This window comes from Streptomyces sp. NRRL S-87 (assembly GCF_000719335.1).
In the GTDB taxonomy this organism is placed as follows: Bacteria; Actinomycetota; Actinomycetes; order Streptomycetales; family Streptomycetaceae; genus Streptomyces.
Genome location: NZ_JOGB01000030.1, coordinates 34993 through 49327 on the forward strand (window position 1 = coordinate 34993; position 14335 = coordinate 49327).

Here is a 14335-nt window from a genome sequence, read left to right on the forward strand (position 1 = left end):
GTGGAACCGAGTGCCCAGCCGACCACCACCGGGACCGACGGCAAGGTCCGCGGAGACGGGAACGGGCTCGCCCTGTTCGTCATCGCCTCCTGCCAGTTGATGATCGTTCTCGACATCACGATCGTGAACATCGCGCTGCCGCACATCCAGACGGCGCTGAACTTCTCGACCACCAGCCTCTCCTGGGTGGTCAACGCCTACACGCTGACCTTCGGGGGTCTGCTGCTCCTCGGCGGCCGGGCCGGCGACATCCTCGGCCGCCGCCGCGTGTTCATGTTCGGCGTCCTGCTCTTCGGCCTGGCCTCCCTGCTCGGCGGCCTCGCGCAGAACGACTGGCAACTGCTCGCCGCACGCGCCCTCCAGGGCGTCGGCGGTGCCATCGCGTCCCCCACCTCCCTGGCCCTGATCACGACCACGTTCACCGAAGGCCCGGCCCGGAACCGGGCGTTCGGCGTCTTCGCCGGCGTCTCGGCCGCCGGCGGCGCGATCGGCCTGCTGCTCGGCGGCATCCTCGTCGAATGGCTCGACTGGCGGTGGATCTTCTTCGTCAACGTGCCCATCGCGGCCCTCATCGCCTTCGCCACCCCACGGGTCATCAAGGAGTCCGAGCGGCACACGGGCCACTTCGACCTGGCGGGCGCACTCACCGCCACCCTGGGCATGGTGGCGCTGGTCTACGGGTTCATACGGGCGGCCCAGGAAGGCTGGCGCGACCCGCTCACCCTCGGGTCCTTCGCCGCCGCGGTCATCCTGCTGACGTCGTTCATCTTCATCGAGCGGCGCTCCACGCAACCGATCACACCGCTGCACATGTTCGCCGACCGCAACCGCGCCGGCACCTACGGCATGATGCTCATGCTCGCCTGCGCGATCTTCGGCATGTTCTTCTTCCTGACGCTCTTCGTGCAGAACGTCCTCGGCTTCAGTCCCCTGGAGGCCGGCCTGGCCTTCCTGCCGGTCAGCGCGGTCATCGCGGTCGCCGCCGGGTTCACCTCGCAGATGCTGCCGCGGTTCGGGCCCAAACCCTTCATGGTGGTCGGTGCGCTGCTCGCCGCCGCGGGCCTGACCTGGCTGACGCAGTGCGACATCGACTCCACGTACCTGGGCAGCATCCTCGGGCCGATCCTCGTCTTCGCCGCCGGCATGGGCCTGCAGTTCGTCTCGCTGACCCTGATGGCGCTCTCGCGGGTGCCCGACCAGGAGTCCGGCGCCGCCTCCGGCCTGCTGAACGCCATGCAGCAGGTGGGCGGTTCGCTCGGCCTGTCGATCCTGGTCACCGTCTTCGGCACGGCCAGCCGCACCGAGGCCCAGACCGTCGTCCCCACCTTCCTGCGGGAGAGCTCGCCCGCGCAGAAGCTGTACTTCGCGCGCACCCGGCAGCTGCCCGACCCGTGGGGCGACCAGGTCCTCACGTACGGCGTCACCCGCGCCTTCATCGCGGCCGCGGCCTTCTCCGTCGTCGGCGCCCTGATCGCCTTCTTCGTCATCGAGGTCCGCCCCGACGACATCGAGCGGCTCAAGGGCAACCACGGGCCGATGCCGGGAGCCTGAGGCCGATGCCGGGAGTCTGAGCCCGATGCCGGGAGCCTGACCGCGCCCGGCTCCCCGGGCCGTCGCCCGGTCACCCCTCCACGAGCCGGCGGAAGGCCTCCGCGTCGCGGACCGCGGCCGCGCCCCGGTCGTTGTTGAAGTACGCGTACACCTCGGCCGTGGCGGGCCAGGTGTCCCGGATCCGGCCCGCCCAGCTGCGCAGCGCCGTCCGCCCGTACCGGGGCAGCGGCTGCGCACGGCCGGCGTGGAAGCGCACGTAGCCCCAGTCCGTCGTGCGCCACAGCGGGGTGACGGGCCGCGAGTCGCGGTCGGCCCAGCACAGGGCGGCGCCGTGCGCCGCGAGGACGTCGCGCACCTCCTCGTCCCACCACGAGTCGTGCCGCGGCTCCACCGCCACCCGCACCCGGCTCGGGAAGCACCGCAGCACGGCGTCGAGGGCCTCGGTGTCGGCCCGCAGGGTGGGCGGCAGCTGCAGCAGCACCGCACCCAGCCGGTCCCCGAGTCCGGCCGCCCGGTCGAGCAGGCGCCGCACCGGCTCCTGCGGGTCCCGCAGACGCTTGACGTGGGTGAGGAACCGGCTGGCCTTCACGGCCCAGACGAACCCCGCGGGCGTGCGCTCCCGCCATGCGGCGAAGGTGGCCCGCTCGGGCAGCCGGTAGAAGGCGTTGTTGCTCTCCACGGTCGTGAACCGGCGGGCGTACTCCTCCAGCCACGACCGCTGCGGGCACCCGGACGGATAGAACGCGCCCCCCGCCCAGTCCCGGTACTGCCATCCGGAGGTCCCCACGTGCACGGCCACGGTCCCACCCGCCTCCGCTCGTCCGGCACGGTCGCCGGCGGTGTCCCCGCGCGGCGCCTACCCCGGGGCGGACGTCCTACGCGCCCGCCGGCGCGACGGGGCGCGACGGGTGCGCTAAAGCGTGGTTAAAGAGCGGCCGGGGGCGGTGCAAAAACCCCGCTTGCGCCCCTGCGGCACGGGCGCTGAAACGGGGCCACCGGCCATTGCGGGGGGCCTGCGCCACTCCTAGCGTGGCAGGTCGACCGGGGCCGCCAGGGCCCCCTTGGAGCGGGGACGGGACGAACATGCCGGAAGTCGCGCCGAGCCCGCGGGACCTTCCCGCACGGCCGGGGGCGGTGCGGAGCGTGGCCGCGGGCCTCGACCCCGAGCGGGTGGTCGCCCTCCTCGAGGGGGCGGGCTTCGGCCCGTACGCGGGCGTCCCCCGTTCCCCTCTCGGGCCGGTCGTCGGCGTGCTCGAGGAGCGCCGCCCCGGCCGGTACACCGCCGTCGCCGACGAGGGCGCGGCCGTCGCCGTCGCCGCCGGTGCCCGGCTCGCCGGCCGGCTGCCGGTGGTCATCCTGGAGGCCTCGGGACTCGGCAACGCCGTCGCCCCCCTCACCTCGCTCTGTGGCACGCTCCGGCTGCCCGTCCTCCTGCTGGTCACCCGGCGCGGTGGGTCGGCCGGTGGCGGCGGTGGAATCGCTGACGCTGCGTCCGGCCTCCGACGACCCCGGCCGGGTGCCCCCGAGGAGCCGCACCACGAGCTCACGGGCCGGATCGCCCCCGAACTGCTGACCGCCCTCGGCATCCGCCACGAGCCGTTCCCGACGGGCGAGGAGGCCCTGCGCGACCGGCTGGCCGCCGCCGCGGCACACCTGCACGGGACCGGGCTGCCCTTCGCCTTCATCGTGCCGGAGGGCGCCGTCGCGCCCCGCACCGGGCCGCCCGCCGGTCCGGCCGTGGCGGTCGCCCGAGGCGCCGCCGGGCCGATGCTCCGGAGCGAGGCCGTCGGCCACGTCGTGCGCGCGGTCGGCGAGGACGCCCTCGTCGTAGCCACCGCCGGGGGGACCGCCCGCGCGCTGGAGCGCGACCGGGACCGGCCGGGCCCCCCGTACGTCGTCGGCCCGACGGGCCGCGCCCCCGGCGTGGCCCTCGGTGTCGCGCTGAACGCCCCCGACCGCCGCGTGGTGGTGCTCGACGGCGACGGCGCCGCCCCCGGGCGGCTGGAGGCCATGGCCGCCATCGGCCGCCTCGGCCCGCCGAACCTGCTGCACGTGCTCCTCGACGACGGTCCGCACGACGCCGCCGGTGGCCGGCCCGCCGGCTCCGCGGAGGTCAACTTCACCGAGATCGCGGCGGCCTGCGGCTACTGCTCCGCCACCGAGGTGGCCGGACCCGGCGCGCTGGCCGCCGCCCTCGCCGCCGAACTGGGCGCCCCCGGGCCGGCGTTCGTGCGGGTCCGGATCGCGCCCGGCGCCGACCCGCGGCCCGACCCGCGGCCAGCCCGGCGGGCGCTGCCCGCGCCGTCCGCCGCCCGCTTAGCCGCGGAGGTCCGCGCATGAGCCCGTACCCCGCCGGCCGGCCCCACCTCGTGGACCCCGGCCCCGCGCACCCCGGCCCCGCGCACCCCGGCCCGGCGCGCCCCGGCCCGGCCGTCCGGCCGGCGCCCGGCGAGCCGGACCCGTGCCACCCGGAAGCCGGGTTCGGCGACCTGATGACCCGGGTCCGCGAGAAGGTCGCCGCCGTCTGCGGCGGCGGCGCGGAGCACACCGCGGTCGTCCTGACCGGCTCGGGCACCGCGGCCATCGAGGCGGCCCTCGCGTCGGCCGTACCCGCCGACGGCGGCGTCCTCGTCATCGACAACGGGCACGACGGCGAGCGCCTGCACGCCGTCCTGGCCTCGCACGGCATCCGCAGCCGCCGCCTCCAGCTCGGCTGGGGCGCCGCGGTCGACCCCGGGCTGATCGGCCGGCTGCTGGCAGCCGACCCCACGCTCGGGCACGTCGCGGTCGTCCACCACGAGACCAGCACCGGCGTGCTGAACGACGTCGCGGCCGTCGCCGCCGTGGCCCGCGCGCACGGCCGTCGCACCGTCGTGGACGCCGTCGGCAGCGTCGGGGCGGAGGACGTCGACGTCGCGCGCGACGGCATCGACTGGCTCGTCGGCACCGCCGACACGTGCCTGGAGGGCGTGCCGGGCCTGGCCTTCGTGTGCGCCCGGCGGGAGGCCTTCGAGGAGCTCGCCGGGCACCCGCGACGCGGCTTCTACCTCGATCTGCACCGCCACTACCGGGCGCAGGAGGGGGACCGGGCACCCGCCTTCACCCCCGCCGTGCCGCTCTTCCACGCCTTCGAGGCGGCCCTCGACCTGGTGCTCGCGGAGGGTGTCGCGGCCCGCGGCGACCGCTACCGGGCGCTCGCCGAGCGGCTGCGCACCGGGCTGGCGCGGCTCGGCCTGGGGCTGCTCGCCTCAGATCGCCCGGCGGTGGGCCTGACCGCCGTGCACCTGCCGGAGGGCATGACGTACGAGCGGCTGCACGAGGTGCTGAAGCGGACGGGGTTCGCCATCCACCCGTGCCAGGGACCGCTGGCGGAGGGGTTCTTCCGGCTGCCGACGACGGGCCGCAGGGGCGCGGCGGACGTCGACCGCCTCCTCGCGGTGCTCGAGACCGTGCTGCCGGCGCCCGCCGCGGACGCCGACGGCCGGCGGAGCGCGGAGCCGTCGCCGGGCACGCCCGCCGGCACCGGCGGCGGGTAGCCGCCCGCCGCCCGCCGCCCGCCGCCCGCCGGAATTCCTCGTCGCGGCCGCGGCCGTACGCAATCACGAGGCCTTTCCGCCATCGCCCGGACGCATTGTCCGCGGGAAATTCACCGGCTCGGTGAAGCCGTTGTCCTCCGTTGCCGGACGGCGCAATTCTGGGGATCCCCCTACCGGTCGGGAGCGGTCGCCGGCCTTCCTCGATTGGGGTTGACCGCCCCCTCGAGTCATGTTCGACTGGCGGACGCTGACGGAGTGCAGGCAGCGAAAACAGGGGAATGTGACGTGCAATTCAAGGTCCTGGGACCGATCGAGGTCGAAGCCGGCGGACGGGTGGTGACGCCGCAGGCGGAGAAGCTCCGGTGCCTCCTGGCGCTCCTGTGCGTGAAGTCGGGCACGGTCGTCTCCAGGCAGTCCCTGACCCACGCGCTGTGGGCGGGCGATCCGCCCCGCACGGCCCGCACGGCGCTGCAGGTGTACGTGTCCAAGCTGCGCAAGTTCCTCGACGAGCACGGCGACCTCGCCGGCCGCCTGGTCACCAAGCCGCACGGGTACGTCTTCGAGCTGGAGCCGGAGCGGCTGGACCTGCGCGGGTTCGACGCGCTGTGCGAGGGCGGCCCGCAGCGCGGCGCACCGGCCGGCGAGCGCCCCGTCCCGGAGCCCGAGGAGGAACTGCGGCGGCTGAGCCGGGCGTGCGCGCTGTGGCGCGGGCCCGCCCTGGCCGACCTGCGCGGGCTGCCGGCCTTCGCCGCGCTCGGACGCGCCCTCGACGAGAGGCGCCTCGGCGCCCTGGAACGGGGCTTCGACCTGCGGCTGGGGCTGGGACGCCACCAGGCCGCGATCGCGGACCTGTACGAACTCGTCGACGAGCACCCGATGTGGGAGGCCGTCCACGCCCAGCTCATGCTGGCGCTCTACCGCAGCGGCCGGGTGCCCGAGGCTCTGGAGGCCTACCGCAGGATCCGCACCACCCTCGTGGCCGAACTCGGCATGGAGCCGGGCGACCCGATCCGGCTGCTCCACCGGGCGATCCTGCGGCGGGACCCCGTCCTCGACGCGCCCCCGGCCCGGCCCGCCGCCGGCCCGGCCGGGACCGCCGTCGGCCCGGCCGGAACCGCCCGTCAGGCCGCGGCGGTCGCCGCGGCCAGCCGCTCCGCGATGCCCGTGGTGATCGCCTCGGCGTGATCCGTGAGGTAGAAGTGGCCGCCGGGGTAGACCTGGAGCTCGAACGGCCCGTCGGTGCACCCGGCCCAGTGGTGCAGCTCGCCGACCTCCACGCGCGGGTCCGAGAACCCGGTCAGCGCGTGAACCGGGCAGCGCAGCTGCGGCCCCGGCACGTACCGGTAGGTCTCGGCGGCCCGGTAGTCGCTGCGGATGGCCGGCAGGACCAGGTCCAGCAGCTCGGGGTCGCCGAACATCCCCGACTCCGTGCCGTCGAGGGCCATGATGTCCTCGACCAGCTCCCGGTCGGAGAGCAGGTGCAGCCCGTCGTCGACCACCCGGTGCGGGGCGCGCCGACCGGACACGAACAGGGCGACGGGCGCCCGGCCGGCGTCCTGCACGCGGCGGGCCACCTCGTAGGCGAGGGTGGCGCCCATGCTGTGGCCGAAGAGCGCGAACGGCCGGTCCAGACGGGGGGCGAGGGCCTCGGCGACCCGGTCGGCCATGACCGCCATGTCGGGGACGTTGGGCTCGGCCCGCCGGTCCTGCCGCCCGGGGTACTGCACCGGGAGCACCTCGACGCCGCGCTGTGCGAGGTCGCGCGAGAGCGGGAAGAAGAAGCTGGCGGAGCCCCCGGCGTGCGGGAAGCACACGAGCCGGGCGGCCGGGTCGGGGACCGGGTGGAACCCGCGGATCCAGGAGCCGGTGTCGACGCTGCCCTGGCCGCCGCCGTGGTCGGGACTCTCCATCATTTCCACTTTCCTTCATGCCTGTTCTCACTGGTGCGCCGAATCGAGAATGACGGAGCTGCTTTCCGGCGGGCAACCCCCCTACCCGCTTTCTGGGGGGTCCCGGACGGGGAATCGGGGTTTCCGGACCGCGGCCCTCGTTCCTACCCTGGCCTCGTGAAAGAAATAGTCAGCGCCATCCTTTCCGACGACGCCGAGGCCGGGGATTTCACCGGTCTGCGCATCCCCGACAGCTACCGGGGGAGCGTCGTCCGAAAAGAAGACACGGGCATGTTCGAAGGCATGGCGACGGCGGACAAGGACCCGCGGAAGTCGTTGCACCTGCAGGACGTTCCGACGCCGGTGCCCGGCCCGGGTGAGGCCCTGGTGGCGGTGATGGCCTCGGCGGTCAACTACAACACCGTGTGGTCGTCGATCTTCGAGCCGTTGCCGACGTTCGGGTTCCTGGAGCGGTACGGCCGCCTCAGCGAGCTGACCCGGCGTCATGACCTGCCGTACCACGTGCTGGGTTCGGACCTCGCGGGCGTGGTGCTGCGCACCGGGCCGGGGGTCAACCGGTGGAAGGCCGGGGACCGGGTGGTCGCCCACTGCCTGTCGGTGGAGCTGGAGTCGGCCGACGGCCACGGTGACACGATGCTCGACCCGGAGCAGCGGATCTGGGGCTTCGAGACGAACTTCGGCGGTCTGGCGGAGCTGGCGCTGGTGAAGTCCAACCAGCTCATGCCCAAGCCGGAGCACCTGAGCTGGGAGGAGGCCGCCAGCCCCGGTCTGGTCAACTCCACCGCCTACCGGCAGCTGGTCTCCCGCAACGGCGCCGGCATGAAGCAGGGCGACAACGTCCTGGTCTGGGGCGCCAGCGGCGGCCTGGGCTCCTACGCCACGCAGCTGGCCCTGGCCGGCGGCGCCAACCCGATCTGCGTCGTCTCCTCCCCGGAGAAGGCCGAGATCTGCCGCAGGATGGGCGCGGAGGCGGTCATCGACCGCAACGCCGAGGGCTACAAGTTCTGGAAGGACGAGCAGACCCAGGACCCGCGCGAGTGGAAGCGCTTCGGCCACCCGACCCTGTCGAAGGTCTACCCGCTGGCCGAGACCGGCCAGGCCGCCTACGAGGTCCACCGCAACCTCCACCAGGGCAAGGTCGGCGTCCTCGGCCTCGCCCCCGCCGAGGGCCTGGGCGTACGCGACCACGAGATGCGCGCCCGGCACCTCGACGCCATCAACCGCTTCCGCGCCGCCGGACGCTGAGCCCGCCCCCGCAACCCACCGCAGAGTAAGGAACACAGCGAGGTCATGCCGCGCAACTCATCCGTCGTGGGCGTCGTGGGGCTCGGCTCCGTCGGCCAGCCCCTGCTCGCCCTGCTGCACACCGCCGGGTACGAGGTAATCGGCGTCGACCAGCAACCCGACGTCCTGGCACGGGTGGAACGGCGGATGAGGACCCGCACGGCCGGGGGCACCGGCCGGGCCGGTGGCTACACCCTCACGAACGACACCGTCGCCCTCGTGGGTGCGGACGTGGTCGTGGAGGCCGTACCGGACGACCTGGCCGGCAAGACCGAGGTGCTGCGCCGGCTGCACGCCGTCTGCCTGGACCGCACCGTCCTGGTCACCACCTCGGCCTCGCTGTCGCTCCCGCACCTGGCGATCGCGTCCGGTCGGCCCGCCCGCACGCTGGGCCTGCGGATGCTGCGCCCGCCCGTCCCGGGCGGCACGGTCGAGCCCCTGTGCACGGCCATGAGCAGCGATGACGCCGTCGCCACCCTGGACGCCCTGCTCGACGGGCTCGGGCTGGCGGCCGCGCCCATCGGGGCCCGGTCCGGCGCGGCCGTCACCGCGCTGCTGTACGCGTACCTCAACCGCGCCGTCCGGGTCCTCGAGCAGGGGTACGCCGGCCAGGAGGCCGTCGACACCGCGATGCGGCTGGGTTGCGGGCTCCCCTCCGGACCGCTGCAGCTCCTGGACGAGATCGGACTGGACACCGTGCGCGCCGGGCTGGCCGGGCTGCTGGCCCGGACCGGCGACGAGGCGTACCGCCCGGCGGCCCTGCTGGAGTCCCTGGCCGGCAGCGGTCTGCTGGGCCGCAAGACGGGCCACGGGTTCTACGCGTACGACGAACTGGGCCGCCCGCTCGACTCCCCGGTGACCCCCGCGGCCGACCCGGCCGCCGCCGACGGCATCCGTCGGGTCGGCGTCCTGGGCTCGGGCACCATGGCCCGCGGCATCGCGGAGGCCGTCGCCGTCGCCGGCTTCCGCACCGTCCTGGTGGCGCGCGGAACCGCGCGGGCGGAGGCGGCCCGCGCGGCGGTGGAGGCCTCGCTGACCGCGTCCGTGCGCCGCGGCCGGATCGAACCGCGGCAGAAGCGCACCGCCCTCGGCCTGCTCGACGCCGGCGACCGGCCGGCGGAGCTGGCGGACTGCGACCTGGTGATCGAGGCCACCGCCGAGGACCTGGCGCTCAAGAAGCGGATGTTCGCCACCCTCGGCGGGCTGTGCAAGCCGGGCGCCCTGCTGGCCACCACCACCTCCAGCCTGTCGGTCGCCGCCTGCGCGGAGGCCGCCGGCCGGCCCGGGGACGTCCTCGGCCTGCACTTCTTCAATCCGGCCCCGGTCATGCGGCTCGTGGAGCTCGTGACCACGCCCGGGACCGGTGCCCGGGCGGCGGCGACCGCCCGCGCCTTCTGCGAGCGGCTCGGCAAGACCGTGGTCCCGTGCGCCGACCGGGCCGGGTTCCTCGTGAACCACCTGCTCTTCCCCTACCTCACCGACGCGGTCCGGCTGCTCGACGGCCGGGACGGCCACGACGTCGACATCGAGCGCATCGACGCCGCCGTCGCGCAGGGGCTCGGCCACCCCATGGGGCCGTTCGCCCTGCTGGACACCATCGGGCTCGACGTCTCCCTGGCCATCCTGCGCCGGCTCGACGAGGAGTTCCCCGACGGCCGCTACGCCCCGCCCCCGCTGCTGGAGCAGCTGGTGGCCCGGGGCTGCCTCGGCCGCAAGAGCGGCCAGGGGTTCCGGCGCGCACCCGCCCGGGTCCGGCTCGCCTGACGCCGGCCGGCGGGGGCGGAGCGCCAGGAGGCATCCGGGGGGCGGGAGGGAGGGGGGCGGGCGGGGTCCTGCCCCCGCCCGCCCCCGGTCGGCTACGAGTCGGCGGGCCGCCCGGCCGGCACCCGGCCCAGCACCGCGGGCAGATCGGCCCGGCCCCGTACCCCCAGCTTCTGGTACGCCCGGGTCAGATGCTGCTCGACGGTGCTCGCGGTGACGAACAGCCGGGCCGCGATCTCCCGGTTCGTGCAGCCCTGCGACGCCAGCAGCGCCACCCGCTGCTCCGCCTTGCTCAGCTCCTCCGGACCGCTCTCCTCCGGCACGCCTCGCCCCGGAGCGGCCGCCGCGGACCCCGCCGGACGGGGGTCCCCCAGCCGGTCGAGCAACTGCAGCGAACGCTCCTTCAGCCACGGGTTGCCGCCACTGCCGTCGCCCTGCCGGGCCAGCTCCTCCGCCAGCAGTTCCCGGGCCTGCGCCGGGCTGTCGAGCTCGATCAGCGCCTCGGCCGCGTACACCCGCCACGACAGCGAGGTGGAGACGTCCAGGTCCCACGCGGCCATCAGGTCCCGGCAGGCGTGGAAGTCGCCGAGCGCCGCGTGGTACCGGCCGACCGACAGGTGGTAGCGGCCCCGCGCCTGCAGGTAGTGCAGTCCGGGCAGGGTCTGGAACATGACGTCGGGCACCGGCACCCGGAAGCATTCGGCGGCTCCCTCCCGGTCCCCCTGGGCCGTGCACGCCAGGACCTTGGCGGCCAGCGGCACGCCGATGGCGATGCCCCACGAGGTCGGGCCCACGAGCGTCAGCGCGAGGTCGGCACGCCGACGCGCCACCTCGAAGTTGCCGAGCCTGCTCTCGACCGCGGCGCTGGCGGCCGCCAGGATCGCGCGGACCACCGGCGTGCGCCCCTCCGCCTCCCGCAGCAGCAGGTCGCACCAGTCCGCGGCCCGGTCCAGCCGGGCCGCGTGCATGTACGTGGCCAGCGCGGCGATGGTCGGGGCCACCGGCGGATCGTGCAGGACCACGCCCTGGAGCAGCCGTTCGGCGGTCTCCAGCACCGAGCCCGTCGGCCCCTCCGACATCAGCGCGTGCAGCACCAGCGCGCCGTCGGCCTGCGGGTCCAGGGCGCCCACGCTGCGGCGCAGCGCCGCGGCGTCCAGCAGCGTGTGCTCCCGGTAACGGGCCCCGAGCACCGGGTACGAGTGCGCGAACCAGACCCGCATCGTCTCCAGCTGCGCCTTGCAGTCCTCCGGCAACCGGTCCTCCACCGGGTCCAGGTCGGCGAACAGGGCGTCCGCCTCCTCGGGCCGGCCGTGCCACAGCAGGTGGGCGATGAGGCGGATGCTCTGCCGGTGGCCGAGCAGCCCGGCGCGGTGGTCCTCGACCAGCCCGGGCAGGTGGACCCGGACGGCCGCGGGGTCCACCTCCCATTCGGCCTGCACGAGCTCGGCCCGCACCTGGGCCCGCTGGCGCGGGTCGGAGCACCCGTCGTGTGCCACCCGCAGGCAGGTCAGGGCACGCTCCGGGTCGTTCGTCCGCAGTGCCTGCTCGGCCGTGTCGCGCAGCACCGCCAGCGCCCAGCTCTCGTCCACCGGACCGCCGGCGACCAGGTGGCGGGCCACCTCACCGGTCGCGGCCTGCCGGTAGAGCAGCCGGGCCGCGGCCCGGTGCAGGGCGGCGCGGTCCTCCGGAGCCAGCTCCGCCAGCGCGGTGGCCCGTACGGCCGGGACGCGGTAGCGGCCGTCCTCGGTCAGGCCGAGCGCGTCCATGGCCGCCACGGCCCGGGCCGCCGTGCCGCCGGGCAGGTCCAGCAGCCGGTCGAGGTCCGCGGTCGTGGCGTCGTCCCCCAGGACGGCCAGGCCGTGGGCGGTGCGGGTGGCGGCCGGGTCGAGCTGGTCGAGCAGGTGGCGCACCGCCAGGCGGAACGCCTCGCCGGCGGCCGGCTCGGCGGCGGCGCCGTCGGTCCGGTCCTCCAGCAGGGCCCGCAGCAGCAGCGGACTCCCGCCCGAGGCCCGCTGCCACAGGGGCGCGGTCTCGGGGGCGGGCCGGGGGCCGGGGAGCGCGGCGAGCACGGCCGCGGTGGCCGTGACGGACAGCCGCCCCAGCTGGACCAGCGCACAGCGGGGGTTGCGGACGAACTCCGAGGTGAGCGCGGAGCCCGGCTGGGAGGTGTCGGCCCGTTCCCCGAGCACCACGAGGATCCGGGCGGAGCCCACCCGGCGGACCAGGTAGAGCAGGCAGTGCCGGGAGGCGGCGTCCATCTCGTGCGCGTCGTCCACGGTGATCACGAGGGGGTCGCGCTCGGCCAGCCCGTGCATGAGGCGGTGGAAGGCGTCGACGGCCTGGAGCGTCGCCCCCGTGGAGGTGCCGTCCGCTCCGGCGGGCGGGAGGGCCGTGTCGACGGGCGCCCCCGCGGCGGCCGTCAGCTGGCCGACGACCCCCATCGGCAGGTCGCGTTCGGCGCGCGAGGCGATGGCGGTGAGCACTCTCGCCCCCGAGCTCAGCGCGTGGTCCTGGAGCTCGTGGACGAGGGTGGTCTTCCCCATGCCCGCGGCCCCGGTGAGGAGCACCGCCCGTCCCTGTCCCTCGCGTGCCCGTGCGAAAAGGTCTTCCAGGACCTCTCGCGCCCGGCCCCCGTCTGCCGTTGCCACGGACGCTCCCCTCAAGATGGCCGGTTTCACCGGCCTGTGTTGCGTGGTTCAGGTAGATCAAAACATGAGACGCCATGAGCGTTTTCGGACACCGGGCACCGGCGTCCCCGGACACCGGCCCGGCACGCGTCGCCCGGAACGCTCCCGGCACGCCCGGGGAGGCGGCGCGGACGGCTCCGCGCAGCGTCGGCCGACAGCCCGCCAACGGTTACCCCCTATAGGGGAACAGGCATTCGCGGGAGCCGTAATAGGGGGCTAATAGGGGACCCCCTAGTGCCCGGAAAACCAGGGGGTGCGGAGCGAATTGAAAACTTGCCAGCCGAGTCGTGGGCTGACTAGCGTCCATATACATGCAGAACGCGATTGAGGTATGGGCCACGGGCCTGGGAGCCATGACACCGCTCGGCGCCGACCTGCCCACGACGTGGGCGGCGATGCAATCCGGTGAGAACGGAATCGCAGCGCTCGACGAAAGCTGGGCGGAAAACCTTCCCGTGCGCATCGCGGCCCGGCTCACCACCGACCCGGCCGCGGCCATGCCCCGTACCGAAGCGCGCAAGCTCGACCGCTCCGAGCAGATGGCCCTGCTCACCGCCCGCGAGGCGTGGGCGGACGCGGGCGCCCCGCAGCCGGACCCCGAGCGCCTCGCCGTCGTCATCGGCACCGGCATCGGCGGCCTGACGTCGCTGCTCGGCCAGAACCACGTCCTGGAGACCTCCGGTCCGCGCCGGGTCTCGCCGCACACCGTCCCCATGCTCATGGCCAACGGGCCGGCCGCCTGGGTCAGCATGGACCTGGGCGCCCAGGCCGGTGCGCACGCCCCGGTGAGCGCCTGCGCCTCCGGTGCCGAGGCCATCGCCCTCGGCCTGGACCTCATCCGCTCCGGACGGGCGGACATCGTCGTCGCCGGCGGTGTCGAGGCCAGCGTGCACCCGCTGCCGCTGACCGCGTTCGCCCAGATGATGGCCCTGTCCACGCAGAACGACGACCCGGCGCACGCCTGCCGCCCCTTCGACACCAAGCGCAACGGCTTCGTCCTCGGCGAGGGCGCGGCGGTGGTCGTCCTGGAGCGCGCCGACCATGCACGGGCCCGCGGCGTCACCGCCCCGCACGGCACCGTCCTCGGCGCCGGCATCAGCTCCAGCGCCACCCACATCACCGCCTCCGACGTCGTCGGGCAGGTCCGCGCGATGCGGATGTCGCTGCGCGACGCCGGCGTCGCCCCCGAGCGGATCGGCCACGTGCACGCGCACGCGACCTCGACCCCGCAGGGCGACGTGGCGGAGGCCCGGGCCATCGCCGAGGCCGTCGGCACCCATCCCGTGGTGACCGCGACCAAGTCCATGACCGGCCATCTGCTGGGCGCCTCGGGCGCGTTGGGCGCCATCGCCGCGCTGCTCGCGCTGCGCGACGGCTCGGTCCCCGCCGTGCGCAACCTGGACGATCCGGATCCCGAGGTCGAACTGGACGTCGTACGCGGCGCCCCGCGCACCGGGAGCTGGGAGTACGCGCTGGCCAATTCCTTCGGCTTCGGCGGGCACAACGTCTCCCTCGTGCTCGGCCGGCCCTAGTTTCCGAAAGCACCCCCTTTGAAGGTTGAGATGACAGGTCGCAACGGCGGCCGGACCGGTCAGTGTCCGATAGC

Annotated in this window: 10 protein-coding genes; 7 read left to right on the forward strand and 3 right to left on the reverse strand. The window is 75.0% G+C overall.

Translation table 11 applies throughout. The features are described from left to right. Entirely contained in the window at positions 1-1551 is a 1551-nt protein-coding gene (locus tag IF43_RS0120235) for an MFS transporter (protein WP_030202408.1), read from the forward strand. A gap of 70 nt (positions 1552-1621) precedes the next feature. Here the strand turns inward: IF43_RS0120235 and IF43_RS0120240 are convergent, their stop codons facing one another. Then, a complete protein-coding gene (locus IF43_RS0120240; protein WP_030202409.1) occupies positions 1622-2350 on the reverse strand; it encodes a DUF72 domain-containing protein in 729 nt (242 codons plus the stop codon). Between the two features lie 344 nt (positions 2351-2694). Here IF43_RS0120240 and IF43_RS0120245 point away from each other — a divergent pair, with 344 nt between their 5' ends. The 3 genes from IF43_RS0120245 (at position 2695) to IF43_RS42165 (ending at position 6272) form a co-directional block, all read left to right on the forward strand. Then, complete coding sequence (locus IF43_RS0120245) at positions 2695-3891, forward strand: thiamine pyrophosphate-dependent enzyme (protein WP_051795677.1); 1197 nt, start codon at positions 2695-2697, stop codon at positions 3889-3891. After that, a complete protein-coding gene (locus IF43_RS0120250) occupies positions 3888-5087 on the forward strand; it encodes an aminotransferase class V-fold PLP-dependent enzyme (protein WP_051795679.1) in 1200 nt (399 codons plus the stop codon). The genes IF43_RS0120245 and IF43_RS0120250 overlap by 4 nt, the downstream gene beginning before the upstream one ends. A 285-nt stretch (positions 5088-5372) precedes the next feature. Then, positions 5373-6272 (forward strand): AfsR/SARP family transcriptional regulator, encoded by a 900-nt coding sequence (locus IF43_RS42165; protein ID WP_199922751.1) that lies wholly within the window; start codon positions 5373-5375, stop codon positions 6270-6272. Here the strand turns inward: IF43_RS42165 and IF43_RS0120260 are convergent. Next, positions 6209-7000, reverse strand: coding sequence for a thioesterase II family protein (locus IF43_RS0120260; protein ID WP_030202415.1), 792 nt, complete (start codon positions 6998-7000; stop codon positions 6209-6211). The two genes, IF43_RS42165 and IF43_RS0120260, sit on opposite strands and share 64 nt — an antisense overlap. A gap of 153 nt (positions 7001-7153) precedes the next feature. Here IF43_RS0120260 and ccrA point away from each other — a divergent pair, with 153 nt between their 5' ends. Next, positions 7154-8242, forward strand: a complete 1089-nt coding sequence (ccrA, locus tag IF43_RS0120265) for a crotonyl-CoA carboxylase/reductase (RefSeq protein ID WP_030202417.1) — start codon at positions 7154-7156, stop codon at positions 8240-8242. Between the two features lie 45 nt (positions 8243-8287). Beyond that, positions 8288-10045 (forward strand): 3-hydroxyacyl-CoA dehydrogenase family protein, encoded by a 1758-nt coding sequence (locus IF43_RS0120270; protein WP_030202418.1) that lies wholly within the window; start codon positions 8288-8290, stop codon positions 10043-10045. A 92-nt stretch (positions 10046-10137) separates the two neighbouring features. Here the strand turns inward: IF43_RS0120270 and IF43_RS0120275 are convergent, their stop codons facing one another. Further along, entirely contained in the window at positions 10138-12720 is a 2583-nt protein-coding gene (locus IF43_RS0120275) for an AAA family ATPase (protein ID WP_324605119.1), read from the reverse strand. A gap of 320 nt (positions 12721-13040) precedes the next feature. On the opposite strand from IF43_RS0120275, the gene IF43_RS0120280 reads away from it, so the two are divergent. Next, positions 13041-14261 (forward strand): beta-ketoacyl synthase, encoded by a 1221-nt coding sequence (locus IF43_RS0120280; RefSeq protein WP_030202420.1) that lies wholly within the window; start codon positions 13041-13043, stop codon positions 14259-14261. The last annotated feature ends 74 nt before the right edge of the window (positions 14262-14335 follow it).

Excerpts from the sequence above, each read along its gene's own strand:
- IF43_RS0120250 (WP_051795679.1), top strand. The coding sequence starts at position 3,888 with ATGAGCCCGTACCCCGCCGGCCGGCCCCACCTCGTGGACCCCGGCCCC.
- IF43_RS0120260 (WP_030202415.1), bottom strand. The coding sequence starts at position 7,000 with ATGATGGAGAGTCCCGACCACGGCGGCGGCCAGGGCAGCGTCGACACC.
- IF43_RS0120270 (WP_030202418.1), top strand. The coding sequence starts at position 8,288 with ATGCCGCGCAACTCATCCGTCGTGGGCGTCGTGGGGCTCGGCTCCGTC.
- IF43_RS0120280 (WP_030202420.1), top strand. The coding sequence starts at position 13,041 with ATGCAGAACGCGATTGAGGTATGGGCCACGGGCCTGGGAGCCATGACA.